This window comes from Halobaculum sp. EA56, from assembly GCF_051195075.1.
Taxonomy (GTDB): domain Archaea; phylum Halobacteriota; class Halobacteria; order Halobacteriales; family Haloferacaceae; genus Halobaculum.
The window spans coordinates 156,048-169,993 of sequence record NZ_JBNTJX010000003.1 but is presented as its reverse complement, the minus strand read 5'-3'; the positions used below and the strand labels follow the sequence as shown (position 1 = coordinate 169,993).

At 72.6% G+C, this 13,946-nt stretch carries 15 protein-coding genes; 3 read left to right on the top strand and 12 right to left on the bottom strand.

From position 1 onward, the window contains the following. Positions 1 to 2 precede the first annotated feature (2 nt). From ACQUQ1_RS06605 to ACQUQ1_RS06550, 12 genes are all read right to left on the bottom strand, one after another. A complete protein-coding gene (locus ACQUQ1_RS06605) occupies positions 3 to 215 on the bottom strand; it encodes a hypothetical protein (RefSeq protein WP_435063482.1) in 213 nt (70 codons plus the stop codon). Continuing rightward, entirely contained in the window at positions 193 to 438 is a 246-nt protein-coding gene (locus ACQUQ1_RS06600; protein ID WP_435063481.1) for a type II toxin-antitoxin system HicA family toxin, read from the bottom strand. Before ACQUQ1_RS06600 ends, ACQUQ1_RS06605 begins: the two co-directional genes overlap by 23 nt. A gap of 60 nt (positions 439 to 498) precedes the next feature. Beyond that, positions 499 to 723 carry a type II toxin-antitoxin system HicB family antitoxin gene (locus ACQUQ1_RS06595; RefSeq protein WP_435063480.1) on the bottom strand — a complete coding sequence of 75 codons (225 nt, stop codon included), beginning with the start codon at positions 721 to 723 and terminating at the stop codon, positions 499 to 501. Positions 724 to 810: 87 nt separating this feature from the next. After that, entirely contained in the window at positions 811 to 1,746 is a 936-nt protein-coding gene (gene argF / locus ACQUQ1_RS06590; RefSeq protein WP_435063479.1) for an ornithine carbamoyltransferase, read from the bottom strand. A gap of 126 nt (positions 1,747 to 1,872) precedes the next feature. Next, positions 1,873 to 2,964, bottom strand: coding sequence for a [LysW]-lysine hydrolase (locus ACQUQ1_RS06585; protein ID WP_435063478.1), 1,092 nt, complete (start codon positions 2,962 to 2,964; stop codon positions 1,873 to 1,875). A gap of 19 nt (positions 2,965 to 2,983) precedes the next feature. Further along, the gene (locus tag ACQUQ1_RS06580) at positions 2,984 to 4,147 is read right to left on the bottom strand and encodes an aspartate aminotransferase family protein (protein WP_435063477.1); all 1,164 of its coding nucleotides are present in this window, start codon (positions 4,145 to 4,147) and stop codon (positions 2,984 to 2,986) included. Next, positions 4,144 to 5,070 carry an acetylglutamate/acetylaminoadipate kinase gene (locus ACQUQ1_RS06575; RefSeq protein WP_435063476.1) on the bottom strand — a complete coding sequence of 309 codons (927 nt, stop codon included), beginning with the start codon at positions 5,068 to 5,070 and terminating at the stop codon, positions 4,144 to 4,146. Before ACQUQ1_RS06575 ends, ACQUQ1_RS06580 begins: the two co-directional genes overlap by 4 nt. Further along, on the bottom strand, positions 5,067 to 6,116 hold the full coding sequence (argC, locus tag ACQUQ1_RS06570; protein ID WP_435063475.1) for an N-acetyl-gamma-glutamyl-phosphate reductase: 1,050 nt from the start codon (positions 6,114 to 6,116) through the stop codon (positions 5,067 to 5,069). The genes ACQUQ1_RS06575 and argC overlap by 4 nt, the downstream gene beginning before the upstream one ends. Continuing rightward, positions 6,113 to 7,042 (bottom strand): RimK family alpha-L-glutamate ligase, encoded by a 930-nt coding sequence (locus tag ACQUQ1_RS06565; RefSeq protein WP_435063474.1) that lies wholly within the window; start codon positions 7,040 to 7,042, stop codon positions 6,113 to 6,115. The genes argC and ACQUQ1_RS06565 overlap by 4 nt, the downstream gene beginning before the upstream one ends. Before the next feature lies 1 nt (position 7,043). Further along, positions 7,044 to 7,214, bottom strand: coding sequence for a lysine biosynthesis protein LysW (lysW, locus tag ACQUQ1_RS06560; protein WP_435063473.1), 171 nt, complete (start codon positions 7,212 to 7,214; stop codon positions 7,044 to 7,046). Positions 7,215 to 7,558: 344 nt separating this feature from the next. After that, a complete protein-coding gene (gene argH, locus ACQUQ1_RS06555; protein ID WP_435063472.1) occupies positions 7,559 to 9,058 on the bottom strand; it encodes an argininosuccinate lyase in 1,500 nt (499 codons plus the stop codon). After that, entirely contained in the window at positions 9,059 to 10,366 is a 1,308-nt protein-coding gene (locus ACQUQ1_RS06550) for an argininosuccinate synthase (RefSeq protein WP_435063471.1), read from the bottom strand. A 373-nt stretch (positions 10,367 to 10,739) separates the two neighbouring features. On the opposite strand from ACQUQ1_RS06550, the gene hemC reads away from it, so the two are divergent. Genes hemC through ACQUQ1_RS06535 form a run of 3 tightly spaced genes read left to right on the top strand, consistent with a single transcriptional unit; the run spans position 10,740 to position 13,609 of the window. After that, a complete protein-coding gene (gene hemC, locus ACQUQ1_RS06545) occupies positions 10,740 to 11,915 on the top strand; it encodes a hydroxymethylbilane synthase (RefSeq protein WP_435063470.1) in 1,176 nt (391 codons plus the stop codon). Beyond that, on the top strand, positions 11,916 to 12,800 hold the full coding sequence (cobA, locus tag ACQUQ1_RS06540; protein ID WP_435063469.1) for a uroporphyrinogen-III C-methyltransferase: 885 nt from the start codon (positions 11,916 to 11,918) through the stop codon (positions 12,798 to 12,800). It begins immediately after the preceding gene. Then, complete coding sequence (locus ACQUQ1_RS06535; protein ID WP_435063468.1) at positions 12,797 to 13,609, top strand: uroporphyrinogen-III synthase; 813 nt, start codon at positions 12,797 to 12,799, stop codon at positions 13,607 to 13,609. Before cobA ends, ACQUQ1_RS06535 begins: the two co-directional genes overlap by 4 nt. Positions 13,610 to 13,946: the final 337 nt, after the last annotated feature.

Sequence of the window (13,946 nt, the reverse complement as noted above, 5' to 3'; positions counted from 1 at the left end):
GGTCACCGGTCCGTGCCCGATCCGTCGGGCGGAGCCTCCACGGCGTCGTGGGGCCCGACCGGACCGTGCTCGGGACAGGCTCCGGCGATGGGCGTGGCGTTGAGACAGCAGGCGCGACGGCCGCTCGCGACGAGGCCCGTGGAGAGGGGGCGGCCGCAGCGACGGCACCGGAGCGGGTCGGCGGTCGGCGGGTCAGACGAGATCTTCGAGGGCATCGAGAAACGCCTGGAAGTCGTTCGCGCCCGCCTGTTCGGCGATCCCGTTGAGCGTCCCCGTGTCGAGTTCGTCGTGGAGCGGAACGATGACGGTCCGCGTCTCGTCGGTCACCGGGTGTCGATACCGGAGTTTCACGTGGCTCCCTGTTTGGTCGACCCGACGGAAATTCCAGCGCTTCAGCGCCGAGATGACCTCCTCCCCGGAGAACGTCCGTCGACTCATCGAGCGGTAGTGGGACAGGCCGGAATAAAAACGGTCCAACGGCGGGCGACCCTCATGCGCTCATTCCTCGTCGAACCACGGAGCGTCGGCCGGGTCGAGGTCGTCGTCCGCTCCGGACGGGCGCTCGTGCAGTTCGAGCGCCTCGGCGAGGTTGGCGAGCGCTTCCGCCTTCGTCTCCCCCTGGCTCGTCACGCCCGTCTCCTCGTCGCGTGCGACGACGGCAGTCTCCCCCGGAGAGATCGTTACCCGGTGCGGTCCGGACGGATTCGTCGCGAACGATCCCATCGTGTCACGGTGTACTGCGCTCCGGTCTATAGGTGTTCCGGGCGTCGGGAACGCCGACCTAGTAGGTCGATGAGACGCTCGCGCCCGCTACTCCAGCAGTTCCACCAGCAACCCCTTCTGCGCGTGCATCCGGTTCTCCGCCTGCGTCCACACGAGCGAGCGCTCCGACTCCAGCACCTCGTCGGTCACCTCCTCGCCGCGGTGGGCGGGGAGGCAGTGCATGAACGCGGCGTCGGTGTCCGCGAGGAGGTCCGCGTTCACCTGGTAGCCGTCGAAGGCGGGGAGCTTCTCCTCGCGCTTCTCCTCCTCGCCCATGCTGACCCACACGTCGGTGTAGACGACGTCCGCGTCGGCGACGGCCTCCTCGGGGGAGTCGACCGCGGTCGGCTCGGTGCCGAGGTCGGCGCAGCGGTCGTACACGTCGTCGCCGAGGCCGTACCCCTCCGGGGTCGCGACCGCGAGGTCGAGGCCGGCGAGCGCGGCGCCGACGGCGAACGACCGGCCGACGTTGTTGCCGTCGCCGACCCACGCCGCCGACACCTCCCCCAGGGGGCCGACCTCCTCGCGGATCGTGAGCAGGTCCGCCAGCGTCTGACACGGATGGGCGTCGTCGGTGAGGCCGTTGATCACGGGCACGTCCGCGTACTCGGCGAGGATCTCGGCGTTCTCGTGGGCGAACGTCCGCACCATGACGGCGTCGGCGTACCCCGCCAGCGCGCGGGCGGTGTCCTTCAGCGGCTCGCCGTGGCCCAGCTGGATGTCCTCGGGGCCGAGGAACATCGCGTGGCCGCCGAGCTGGGTCATCCCCGTCTCGAAGCTCGCGCGCGTCCGCGTCGACGGCTTCTCGAACAGCATCGCCAGCGTCGTCCGCGGCAGTTGCGTCAGGTCCTTGCCGGCCTTCAACTCCGAGGCACGGGTCAGCACCGTCGAGAGCTGCTCGCGCGTCAGGTCGTCGATGTCGAGGAAGTCGTTCGGGAACTGGTCGGCGTCGTCGGTCGTCGCGTCGGTCGTGTTCGCGCTCATTGTGGATCGGTGTCGTGGGTGGGGTCGGCGTCGCGTGGGTCGGATCGGTGTCGTGTGGTGGTCTGGTCGGATCAGAAGGGTGCGGCCCGGACGAGCCGGCGAGTGCCGGCCGCCCGTGCCGGGGGCTCAGTCCGTTCGGTCTCGCAGTCGGTCGCTCGCGGCGACTAACACGTCGACCGCGCGGTCGAACTCCCGGAGGGGGAGCCGCTCGTCGGGCGCGTGGTCGAGGTCGGAGTCGCCGGGGCCGTACGTCGCCATCGGCGCGTCCCAGGCGCCCGCGAAGACGTTCACGTCCGCGGTGCCGGTCTTGCGGAGCAGGCGGGGGTCGCCGCCGGCCCCCCGGATGCCGCCCCGGAGCGCCGTCGCCACGGGGTCGCGGGGGCTGCCCATCACCGGGGGGATCGGCTCGTCCCAGTTGACCGTCCCCGCCTCCAGTTCGGCGTCGGCGCGCTCGCGGACGTCCTCCGGGTCCAGCGACGGCGGGACGCGGAACTGCACGTCCATCGTCGCCTCCATCGAGAGGCCGTCCGCGGAGAGGCCGCCGTCGACGGCGACGGGCTTGGTCGTCACCTGCTCGAAGACGGCGCCGTAGTCGTAGTAGTCGAACGCGCCCTCGACGCGCTGCCACCAGTGCATCGCGTGCTCGACGGCGTTGGGGTCCGGTCGGGAGGTGTGGCCCGACTCGCTGGTCGCGACGTAGGTGCCCGAGATCAGCCCGCGGTAGCCGAGCGTCACGGCGTCCCAGCCGGACGGCTCGCCGTTGATCACGGCCTCCGGCGCCTCGCGCGTCTCGACGAGGTGGCGCGCGCCGCGGGAGTCGGTCTCCTCGCCGGTCACGCCGACGAACGAGACGCCCGTCTCGACGGCCGCGACGGCCATCGCCGCCAGCGACCCCGTGGCGTCCACGCTGCCGCGGCCCCACAGCACGGGACTATCGGCGTCCAGTTCCGCGTCGCCGTCGGCGATCTCGACGGGGATGTCGCCCGGGACGGTGTCGACGTGGGAGGTGAGCAGCACCGAGTCGTCGCCGGGGGCGTGGACGTTCCCGACCTCGTCGGTGTACGCCTCGCGGCCGCGGTCCTCGAAGAACTCGACGAGCACCGCCGCCGCCTCGGCCTCCTCGCCGGAGACCGAGGGCGTCGACACGAGGTCGTACAGCAGCCGCCGGCCCTCGGTGTCGAGCGCCTCCGCCGGGTCCACCGGGTTCTGCACGGCCATCACGCGGTCCCCCCCACGCTCACAGCACCTCCGTCAGCGCGTCGACGACCTCGCGGGCGTGCCCCTCGTTGATCACGAGCGGCGGGAGCAGACGGACGACCGAGCGCCCCGCCGGCAGCGCGAGGATCTGATGGTCCATGGCGAGGTCGCGCAGGTAGCGGTTCGCCCCCCGCTTCACCTCGACGCCGATCATCAGCCCCTCCCCGCGCACGTCGCGCACGGGGAGGTCGTGCTCCTCGACGGCCGCCGAGAGCTGGGTCGTGAGGTACTCGCCCACCCTCGCCGCGTGGCCGGGCACGTCCTCGGCGACGAGTTCCTCCAGCGTCGCGTTCGCCGCGGCGGCGACGACCGGGTTGCCCGAGAAGGTGGAGCCGTGGCTGGCGGCGCCGTCGGCGATCCAGTCGGCACACAGCGTCGCGCCGAGCGGGAGGCCGGAGGCGACGCCCTTGGCCGTCGTCAGGATGTCGGGCTCGACGCCCGCGCCCTCGCAGGCCCAGAGGTCGCCCGTGCGGCCCATCCCGGTCTGGATCTCGTCGAACACCAGCGCCGCGCCGGCGTCCTCGGTCAGGTCGCGGGCCGCCTGCAGGTACTCGGGGTCGGCGGGGTTGATCCCGCCTTCCCCCTGTACCGGTTCGAGGAACACCGCGGCCGTCTCGTCGTCGACGGCCTCGGCCAGCGCCTCCGCGTCGCCGTAGTCGACGAACTCGACGCCGCCGGCGACCGGCTCGAACGGGGCGCGGTACTTCTTCTTCCACGTCATCGCCAGCGCGCCGAGCGTCCGGCCGTGGAAGCCGCGCTTCGTGGCGACGACCTTCTCGCGCCCGGTCGCAGAGCGCGCGAACTTCATCGCCGCCTCGTTGGCCTCCGTGCCGGAGTTGCACAGCCACACCTTCGAGATGTCGCCGGGGGCGACCGCCCCGAGCCGCTCGTACAGCTCCGTGCGGGCGGCGTTCGGGTACGACGCCTGCACGTACAGCAGCTCCGCCGCCTGCTCCTGGACCGCGTCGACGACGGCGGGCGGGCAGTGCCCGAGGGGGGCGCACGCGTAGCTCGCGCCGAAGTCGAGGTACTCGGTGCCGTCGTCGGCCGTGAGGTGGACGCCCTCGCCGGACTCGATGGCGATGGGCTTCTCCGAGAAGACGAACCCCTCGCCCGCGTCGCTCAGGTCCTCGAAGGCGCTCATCCGTCCACCTCCGCGTCGGCCACGGTGTCGTCGTCGGTCCGGTCCGTGACCGCCGAGCGCTCGATGCGCGTCCCCGCGCCGTCGAGCGCGGCGACGATCGGGTCGCGGACGTTCGCGTCGGCGACGGTCACCGCGGTCGCGCCCGATTCGAGCGCCTCGGTCGCGGCCATCACCTTCCGGGTCATGAAGCCCTCGGCGGCGTCGGTGAGCGCGTCGTACTCCTCGTCGGTCGTCACCGACTCGATCAGGGTGTCGGGGTCGTCCGGGTCCGCGTACACGCCGGAGACGTCCGTCAGGACGACCAGTTCGGCGCCGAGCGCGCCCGCGACCGCCGCGGCCGCGCGGTCCGCGTCGGTGTTCACGGGGGTCCCCTCGCTCTCGGACTCCGTGCCGAACATCGGCGGGGAGACGACGGGCGTGTAGCCGCCCGCGAGGAGGGTGGAGAGCAGGTCGGCGTTCACCTCCCTCGGGGTGCCCGAGTGGTCGCCGCGCTTGATCTTCTTCTTCCCGTCCTCGACGACGCGGACGGCGGACTTGCGCGGCCCGGCGAGGAGGCCGCCGTCGACGCCGGAGAGACCGACGGCGTCGACGCCGGCGTTCTTGAGGGCCGTCACGAGGTCCGTGTTCACCTGTCCCGCCATCGCCATCGTGAACGCCTCCATCGTCTCGGCGTCGGTGAAGCGGCCGGTGACGCCCGAGGGCGTCTCGACGTACTCCGGCTCGATCCCGAGCCGGTCCAGCAGGTCGTCGACGGCGGTCGAGCCGCCGTGGACGACGACCACGTCGCGGCCGTTGGCGACGAGGTGGGCCACGTCGCCGACGGCGCCCGCGGGGTCGACCGCGCGCGCGCCGCCCAGCTTCACGACCACCGGGGGAACGTCGCCGGAGCCGTCGGCCAGCGGCGTCGATCCGAGGCCGGTCACGGCGCCCCCACGGGGTGGAGCCCCTGGAAGTCGAGGCCGGCCGTCTCCTCGAGCCCGAGCGCGACGTTGGCGGCGTGGACCGCCTGCCCCGCCGCGCCCTTCATCACGTTGTCGATGGCCGAGAACGCGACCACGCGGCCGTTCCCGGGGTCGAGCTCGAAGCCGACCTCGGCGTGGTTCGTCCCGGCCACGGCCTTCGGCTCGGGGTAGCGGTACACGCCGCCGCCGCCCGCGACCAGGCGGACGAACGGCTCGTCGTCGTACGCCTCGCGGTAGGCGCCCCACAGGTCGCCCGTGGTGACGCGCTCGCTCGGGAAGGCGTGACACGTCGCCGCCGCCCCGCGGGTCATGTCGACCGCGTGGACGGTGAACGACAGCGACAGGCCCAGCTCCTGTTGGATCTCGGCCTCGTGGCGGTGCCCCGTCGGCGCGTACGGGCGCACGACGCCCGAGCGCTCCGGGTGGCTGGAGGCGGCGCCGCCGCCGGCGCCCCCCTCCGAGGAGCCGACCTTCAGGTCGGCGACCACCCGGTCGTCGGGCGTGATCACGCCCGCGTCGACCAGCGGCTTCAGCGCCAGCATCGTCGCCGTCGCGTTGCAGCCGCCGGAGGCGATGATGTCCGCGCCCTCCAGCTTCTTGCGGCCCAGCTCCGGGAGCGCGTAGACGGCGTCCGCGAGGTGCTCGGGCGCGACGTGGCCGTCGTACCACTCGTCGTAGGCGTCCTCCTCGTCGAGGCGGAAGTCCGCCGAGAGGTCGACCACGGTGCCCGCGGCGTCGCGGAAGGCGTCGATGTGCTCCATCGAGACGCCGTGGGGGGTGGAGGCGAACAGCACGTCCACCGGGTCCAGCTCCTCGGGCGAGGAGAAGCGCAGGTCGACCCCGCGGAGGTTCGGGTGGACGTACCCGAGCGTCTTGTTCTCGTACTCGCGGCTGGTCGCCTGGACGAGCGCGAAGTCGGGGTGGCCGGTCAGCAGGCGGCACAGCTCGCCGCCCGCGAAGCCGGAGGCGCCGACGACGGAGGCGGTCAGTTTCCCTCCCGCACTCATGCGGTCATCACGGCCTCGCTCGCCGTCTCAGCCTTCAGTTCGAGCCAGTCGACGACCGCCGCGGGCACGTCGACGTCGCTCGCCTCGTTCAGCGCCTTGAACTCGACCGTGTGGTTCACCTCGTGGACGGTGTACCTCGACTCGCCGTCTCGCGGGTCGCTCCGCTCCCCGCTCGACCCCGAGGCGCTGCGCGCCTCGCCCGTCTCCATCAGGTCGACCCCCAGCAGGCCGCCGCCGACGGCGTCGCTCGCCGTCCGGACGAGCTCCTCCGCCTCGTCATCGAGGTCGAAGGTGGCCGTCTCGCCGCCCTTCGCGGCGTTGGTGAGCCAGTGCTCCGAGGAGCGCGTCATCGCGGCGACCGGCTCGCCGTCGCAGGCCAGCACGCGGATGTCGCGGCCGGGCTTCTCGACGTACTCCTGGACGTAGAACACCTTGTGCTCGTAGTGGCCCAGCGTCGCCTTGTGCTCGAGGATCGCCTCGGCGGCGGTCTCGGAGTCGAGCTTCGCCATCAGCCTGCCCCACGAGCCGACGACCGGCTTGATCACGCAGGGGTAGCCGAACTCCTCGATGGACTGCATGGCCGCCTCCTTCGTGAACGTCACCTCCGTCGCCGGCGTCGGCACGCCCGCGGCCTCCAGCGCGAGGCTGTTCTTCACCTTGTCGGCGCAGACCGCCGCGGTCTCCGGCGAGTTGACCACGGGCACGCCGTACGCCGACAGGAACCGCGTCGCGTACAGCGAGCGGGAGGTGGCGAGACAGCGGTCGATCACCAGGTCGCAGTCGGTCACGTCCGCGTCGGTCGCGTCCAGGCCGAACCGCTGCTTGCGCACGTCGATCTTGACGACCTCGTGGCCGCGCTCGCGAAGCTCCGAGAGGAGGAGCTTCTCGTCCTTCCGGATCCGGGAGTAGAGCAGGCCGAACTTCATCTCACTCCCCCCAGTCCTCTTCGAGCTCCGGGGCTCGCTCGAGGACCGGCGGGGAGGTGTCGACGACTTCCAGCTCCGCTCCGCACGTCTCACAGTCGACGATCTCTCCGACCTCCAGGTCGTCGTGCAGGGCCACCGTGCCCCCGCACTCGACGCATTCGGCTTCGGTCATGGTGTACTCCACCGTATCGGGGAGGACACCTTTAATCCGTCGATTCTATCATCGAAAAATAACGTCGGAGTCGCCGCTACGCGGCGGGAGCGGGCGGGTCGGCACGGATCTCGAATCCGGTGTTCGAAATCTGAGTAGTGTAGGCCCCGAGGGGGGCCGGCGGGGCCACCGCCGCCGGCGGGCGCGGGGCGGCGGCCGGGACCGGGCGCGCCGGCGGCCGGCGTCGCGGTCGGACCCCCGGTCGCGGTCGTCGCGGGGGTCGGCCGCGCGCCGGAGCGGCCGCTCGCGGTCGGGCGAGCGGTCGGGGTCGGGGGCGACGTCCGGTCATGGTCGGTTCGGGCTCCTCAGGCGTAACGTTCGACCGCATCGGTCAAGTCCGTTTCGGCGGCCGCGAGCGCGTCGCGGCGCGCCTCGACGGCGGTCTCGTGGTCGTCGTACGTCCCGCTCATGCGCGCGAGGGAGTCGGCGACGGCGTCGGGCGCCGGGCCGCCGCGCGACCCCCGGGAGGCGACGCTCCCGGCGGGGTCGAGCGCGGTCGCGAGGTCCTCGCGGCTCACGTACCCGTGGAGGGACTCCCCAAGTACGTCTCCCGCGGCCGCGTCAAGATTTGCAGCGAGCGTCTCCGGGTCCGCGTCCGCCGGCGACGCCGCGGCCGCCTCGGCGACCAGTTCGTGGGCGGTGCGGAACGGGACCCCCGCGGCCGCCAGGGCGTCCGCGACGCCGGTGGCCGTCGAGAAGCCCGCGCCGGCGTCGGCCGCGCAGGCGTCGGCGTCCCAGTCGCCGGTCGCGACCGCGCCGGCGACGACCTCGGTCGCCTCGGCGGCGACGTCGACGGCGTCCCAGGCGTGCGGCGTCGCGCGCTGGAGGTCGCGGTTGTACGCCCGCGGGAGTCCCTTCAGCGTCGTCAGGAGGCCGGTCAGGCCGCCCGACACGTCGCCGGCGACCGCGCGGGCGAGTTCCAGCGTGTCGGGGTTCACCTTCTGGGGCATGATCGACGAGGTCGACGCGTAGTCGTCCGAGGGGTCGAAGTAGCCGTCCTTCGCGTGTTCGATGAGGTCGGTCGAGAGCCCCGACAGCGTCGCCGTCAGGTTCGCGAGCGCCGCGGTCCCCTCCACGAGGAAGTCGCGCGCGGAGGCGGCGTCCGTCGCGTTCTCGACGACGCCGTCGAACCCGAGCAGTTCGGCCGTGCGCTCCCGGTCGATGTCGAACGTCGTACCCGCGAAGGCGGCCCCGCCCAGCGGCGAGACGTTCGTCCGGTCGAACGCCGCGAGCAGACGAGCCGTGTCGCGCTCGATCGCGCCCGCGTACGAGGACAGGAAGTGCCCGACCGTCGTCGGCTGGGCGTACTGCCGGTGGGTGAACCCCGGCATGACCGTGTCCGCGTGCTCGGCCGCCGTCTCCAGCAGCGCCTCCCGCAGCGCCAGCGTCGCCTCGGCGGCGTCGAGCAGGTCCGCCCGGTAGCGGTAGCGGATGCAGGCGGCCACCTCGTCGTTGCGCGAGCGGGCGGTGTGCATCTTCCCGCCCACGCTCCCCACCCGGTCGACGACCGCCGACTCGATCGCCTCGTGGACGTCCTCGCCGTCGGGGAGCGCGCCGTGGCCCGCCTCCTCGACGGCGTCGAGGCCCGAGAGGATCTCGGCCGCCTCGTCGTCGCCGACGATCCCCTGTTCGGCGAGCATCACCGTGTGCGCGCGGTCGACGGCGAGGTCGGCCGCGAAGATGCGCTCGTCGGCCGCGAGGCTCGACATGAAGCCGCGGGCGGGGCCGCCCGCGAAGCGGTCGCGCCGGACGACCGTCTCGGCGTCCCCCGCGTCGCCGCCGTCGGCGCCCCCGTCGTCGGTCATCTACTCGTCGTCCTCGCCACCGCGTCCGCGGGTCGCTTCGCTCCCCGCTCCCGTCGAGGACTCGCTCCGCTCGTCCTCGCCCCCGTCGGCCGCCAGCGTCTCGCCGTCGCCGCCGGTCTTCACGTTCTCCAGCACGCGGTTGGCGAGGCGCTCCTGGAAGCCGTGGTACTTCGCGACGCCCGTCGCGTCGGCCTGCTCGATGCCGTCGACCGTCTCCGTGTTGAACGACGCCGCCGACTCGGAGTAGACGCCGTACGCGGAGTCACGCGCGACCGGGCGGCACTGGCCGCCCTGCAGCTTGACGGTGACCGTCCCGGTGACCTTCTCCTGGCCGGCGTCGAGGTAGCCCTCCAGGGAGTTCACGAGCGGCGAGTCGACGAGCCCCTTGTACCCCTGCTGGGCCCACTGGTCGTCGATCTGCTGCTTGAAGTCGCGCTCGGACTTGGTGAACACGAGCTGTTCGAGCGCCTCGTGGGCGGTGAGGAGGACGGTCGCCGCGGGGTGCTCGTAGTTCTCGCGCACCTTCAGCCCGAGCATGCGGTCCTCCATCATGTCCGTCCGCCCGACGCCGTACTGCCCCGCGATCTCGTTCAGCTCCTCGATGAGCGTGACCGAGTCGACCGGCTCCCCGTTCAGCGTCACGGGGTAGCCCATCTCGAAGCCGATCTCGACCAGCTCCTCGCCGTCGACCTCGCCGGGCGTGGCCGTCCAGTCGTAGATGTCCTCCGGCGGGACGTACGTCGGGTCCTCCAGGTCGTCGCCCTCGACCGAGCGCGACCAGAGGTTCGTGTCGATCGACCAGGCGCCCTCGTTGCCGCCCTCGACGGGGAGGTCCTTCTCGTCGGCGTACTCGATCTCCCACTCGCGGGTGAGGCCGAGTTCGCGCACGGGCGCGATGACCTCCTTGTCGGAGGCGCGCCACACCGTCTCGAAGCGCAGTTGGTCGTTCCCCTTGCCCGTACAGCCGTGTGCGAGGGCGTCGCAGTCGTGCTCCTCGGCGACGTCGAGGATCGCCTCGGCGATCACCGGGCGCGCGAGGGCGGTTCCGAGCGGGTAGCCCTGATAGGTGGCGTTCGCGCGCACGGAATCGAGACACAGCTCCGCGAACGCCTCCGTCGCGTCGACGACGTAGTGCTCCAGGTCGAGCGCCTCGGCCGTCTCCTCGGCCTCGTCGAACTCCTCCTCGGGCTGGCCCACGTCGACGGTGACGCCGACGACCTCGTCGTAGCCGTACTCCTCCTCGAGGAGCGGCACGCAGACGGTCGTGTCCAGTCCGCCGCTGAATGCGAGCGCAACGCGTTTCGTCATGGTTCACGGTCGCACGTCGACGCCCATAAATTCGACGTTTGTAACTTATGGAAATTAATCGCGGACTGCACGCTACCCGGAGGAACGCGAGCGGGTCGGGACGAGGGAGAGGGGGTGAAGGTGGGCCTAGCGGCCCGGTCGTCGCGGCGCGGAGGCTCGGCTCCGGGCCGCGGCCGCCCGGACGCGTCGCTCGGAGGAGGAGCGGACGTGAGCGACGGCGTCTGCTGTCACGGTCGCACGTACCCGCTCCTCCCTCATAAACGGTGCCGGTTCGGCGAAGCTTGCTCGTCGCCCGCGGGGCGCGAGGGACCGTCACGCGCCGGAGCGCCGCCGAAGCGAACCCGTTTTCCCCGGTCGAACCCCAGTTGCGGGTATGACATCCGGGACGCTGCGGCTCGCCACCCGCGGCTCCGACCTCGCGCTCCGACAGGCCGCCGGCGTACGGGAGGAGCTCTCCACGCGCCGGCGCGACGTGGAGCTGGTGGAGGTGGAGACGCGCGGCGACGAGCTCGACGAGGCGCTCATCACCGAGCTGGGGCGCACGGGCGCGTTCGTCCGCGCGCTCGACGAGGAGGTGCTGTCGGGCGAGGTGGACGCCGCGGTCCACTCGCTGAAGGACATGCCCACCGACATGCCCGACGGCCTCGTCGTCGCCGCGGTGGGCGAGCGCGCGCCCGCCGGCGACGCGCTCGTCACCCGCGACGGCGGCGGTCTCGCGGACCTGCCCCGGGGAGCGGTCGTCGGCACCTCGTCGCTGCGGCGGAAGGCGCAGGTGCTGGCCGAGCGGCCGGACCTGGAAGTGCGGCCCCTCCGCGGGAACGTCGACACCCGCCTGCAGAAACTCGTCGCGCCCGATCTGCAGGCCGAACACGAGCGCCGCGTCGAGGCCGACGCCGACCACAAGGGGGACCCCGGCGCGCGGGAAGAAGACCGCGAGTACGAGCGCACGGTCGAGGAGTGGTTCGACGACCTCAGCGAGTTCCAGCGCACCGCCCTGGAGTACGACGTCGACCACGAGTACGACGCGATCGTGCTCGCGGAGGCCGGGCTCCGGCGCTCGGACCTGTTCTACCGCGACGAGTACGCGGTCGAGCGCCTCGACCGCGCGGACCACGTCCCCGCCCCCGGCCAAGGCGCCGTCGCCGTCACCGCCAGCGACCCGGACGTGATCGAGACGATCCGGTCGGCGATGGACCACGAGCCGACCCGGGTCGCCACCAGCGTCGAGCGCACCGTGCTCGCCGAGCTGGGCGGCGGCTGCATCGCCCCCATCGGCGTCAACGCGCTCGTCCAGGGCGAGCACGTCAGCGCCCGCGTCCGGGTGCTGTCGGCCGACGGCGCGACCGAGGTGAAGGCCACCCGGGACCTCCCGCTGCGCACCTACCGGGAGGCCGCCGCCGAGTTCGCCGCGTCGCTGCGCGAGCAGGGGGCCGCCGAACTCATCGAGGCCGCGAAGCGCGCCGCGGACACGGAGACGGCGAAGCGGGCGGAGGAGGACGGGGGCGGCGGCCCCCCCGGCGGCGACGCCGCGGGGGCCGCGGAGGAGTAGATGGCGGGCGACACCGACGGCGCCGACCGCGCCGGCGAGGCGGAGGACGCCGGGCGCCCCGGCGACGCGACCGCCGACGTCGGCACCGTCTACCTCGTCGGCTCGGGGCCCGGCGACCCCGACCTGCTCACGGTGAAGGCGCGTCGACTGCTGGAGGAGGCCGACGTGGTGCTCCACGACAAGCTCCCGGGGCCGGAGATACTCGGCTCCGTCCCGGAGGACAGGCGCGAGGACGTGGGCAAGCGCGCCGGCGGCGAGCGCACCAGCCAGGAGTACACGAACGACCGCCTGGTGGAACTCGCACGCGCGGGGAAGTCGGTCGTCCGGCTGAAGGGCGGCGACCCGTTCGTCTTCGGCCGCGGCGGCGAGGAGGCCGAACACCTCGCCGAGCACGGGATCCCGTTCGAGGTCGTGCCCGGCGTCACCTCGCCCGTCGCCGCGCCGGGCGTCGCCGGCATCCCGGTGACCCACCGCGACCACGCCTCCTCCGTCTCGTTCGTCACGGGCCACGAGGACCCCACGAAGGAGGAGTCGGCCGTCGACTGGGAGGCGCTCGCCGCAACCGGCGGCACCATCGTCGTCCTGATGGGCGTCGGGAAGCTCCCGGGGTACACCGCGGCGCTCCGCGAGGCCGGCATGGACCCCGAGACGCCCGTCGCGCTCGTCGAGCGCGGCACCTGGCCGGACATGCGCGTCGCGACCGGCACGCTCGCCGACATCGTCGACGTGCGCGACGAGGCGGGCATCGAGCCGCCCGCGATCACCGTGATCGGCGCGGTTGCCGGCACCCGCGACCGGGTGGTCGAGTTCCTCCGCGGGCGCGGCGACGCCGACGCGAGCGTCGGCGCCGACGGGACCGGGGCCCGCACGGGGGCGGACGAATGAGCGACGACGACCGCCCGCGCGTCGCGGCGTTCCGTCCCGACGACGAGCGCCTGACGGAAGCGGTCGAACTCCTCGACGCGCTCGGGGTCGAGGCGGTGCCGGACCCGATGCTCGAAGTGCGTCCCACCGGCGCGACGCCCGGGGCGGCGGACTGGATCGTGTTCACCTCGAAGACGGGCGTGGAGTTGGCCGCCGAGGCCGGGTGGTCGCCCGCGGACGCCCGTCCCGGCGACGCCGGGACCCGGCCCGCGATCGCGTGCATCGGCCCCGCGACGGCCGACGCGGCCGAGGACGCCGGCTGGACCGTGGACCTCATCCCCGACGAGTACTCCTCGACGGGGCTGGTCGCGGCGTTCGACGGCGCGGAACGGGGGCCCGCGGACGACCGGACGGGGGCCGGCGACGACGCCGGCGTCGACGGCGTCCGGGTCGAGGTCGCCCGCTCGGATCACGGGAGCCCGGTCCTGCTCGACGGCCTCCGCGACCTCGGCGCGAGCGTCCACGAGACGGTGCTGTACGAACTCGTCCGCCCCGCCGGAAGCGGCGACTCGGCCGAGGCGGCCGCACGGGGCGACCTCGACGGCGCCTGCTTCACCTCCTCGCTGACGGTGGATCACTTCCTCGACGCCGCCGCCGAGCGGGGCCTCCGCGAGGACGCCCTCGCGGGGCTGAACGACGCCGTCGTCGGCTGTATCGGCCATCCGACTCGCGAGACGGCCGAACGTCACGGCGTCGCCGTCGACGTCGTCCCCGCGGAGGCGTCGTTCGGGGCGCTCGCCGAGGCGGTCGTCGCCGAGCTGGACGGCTGATCGGTTCGGGCCGCCTCCGCGTCCGTTCGCGTCCACAGATCCCGCTCGGTCCGTCCCGATCGGGGAGCGCGCGCGAGCGAATCCGCCCGGTTCCCCGGATATCCGTGTTTATATACCAATAGAATTACACTATGTGCGTCTACGTCGCGCGCAACACTTGCCGACCGTGCGGCGACGTTACAACCTTATATGACCTATATTCACCTGAAGATTCGACACGCATCCGAATATGCTCCCCGAAATTCGATATTGTCAACTCCAAGGTTTATGTGCTTCCAAATCAGGTCCTCTCGCGTGGAGATGTACCAGAACGACACGGAATACGCGGAAACGGTGA

Bases quoted from the DNA above. Each gene is read 5' to 3' on its own strand.
- ACQUQ1_RS06535 (WP_435063468.1), top strand. From the start codon at position 12,797: ATGAGCGACGACGACCGCCCGCGCGTCGCGGCGTTCCGTCCCGACGAC.
- ACQUQ1_RS06605 (WP_435063482.1), bottom strand. From the start codon at position 215: ATGCCCTCGAAGATCTCGTCTGACCCGCCGACCGCCGACCCGCTCCGG.
- hemC (WP_435063470.1), top strand. From the start codon at position 10,740: ATGACATCCGGGACGCTGCGGCTCGCCACCCGCGGCTCCGACCTCGCG.
- ACQUQ1_RS06600 (WP_435063481.1), bottom strand. From the start codon at position 438: ATGAGTCGACGGACGTTCTCCGGGGAGGAGGTCATCTCGGCGCTGAAG.
- ACQUQ1_RS06585 (WP_435063478.1), bottom strand. From the start codon at position 2,964: ATGGCCGTGCAGAACCCGGTGGACCCGGCGGAGGCGCTCGACACCGAG.
- ACQUQ1_RS06565 (WP_435063474.1), bottom strand. From the start codon at position 7,042: ATGAAGTTCGGCCTGCTCTACTCCCGGATCCGGAAGGACGAGAAGCTC.
- ACQUQ1_RS06550 (WP_435063471.1), bottom strand. From the start codon at position 10,366: ATGACGAAACGCGTTGCGCTCGCATTCAGCGGCGGACTGGACACGACC.
- argH (WP_435063472.1), bottom strand. From the start codon at position 9,058: ATGACCGACGACGGGGGCGCCGACGGCGGCGACGCGGGGGACGCCGAG.
- argF (WP_435063479.1), bottom strand. From the start codon at position 1,746: ATGAGCGCGAACACGACCGACGCGACGACCGACGACGCCGACCAGTTC.
- cobA (WP_435063469.1), top strand. From the start codon at position 11,916: ATGGCGGGCGACACCGACGGCGCCGACCGCGCCGGCGAGGCGGAGGAC.
- ACQUQ1_RS06595 (WP_435063480.1), bottom strand. From the start codon at position 723: ATGGGATCGTTCGCGACGAATCCGTCCGGACCGCACCGGGTAACGATC.
- lysW (WP_435063473.1), bottom strand. From the start codon at position 7,214: ATGACCGAAGCCGAATGCGTCGAGTGCGGGGGCACGGTGGCCCTGCAC.
- ACQUQ1_RS06580 (WP_435063477.1), bottom strand. From the start codon at position 4,147: ATGAGCGCCTTCGAGGACCTGAGCGACGCGGGCGAGGGGTTCGTCTTC.
- argC (WP_435063475.1), bottom strand. From the start codon at position 6,116: ATGAGTGCGGGAGGGAAACTGACCGCCTCCGTCGTCGGCGCCTCCGGC.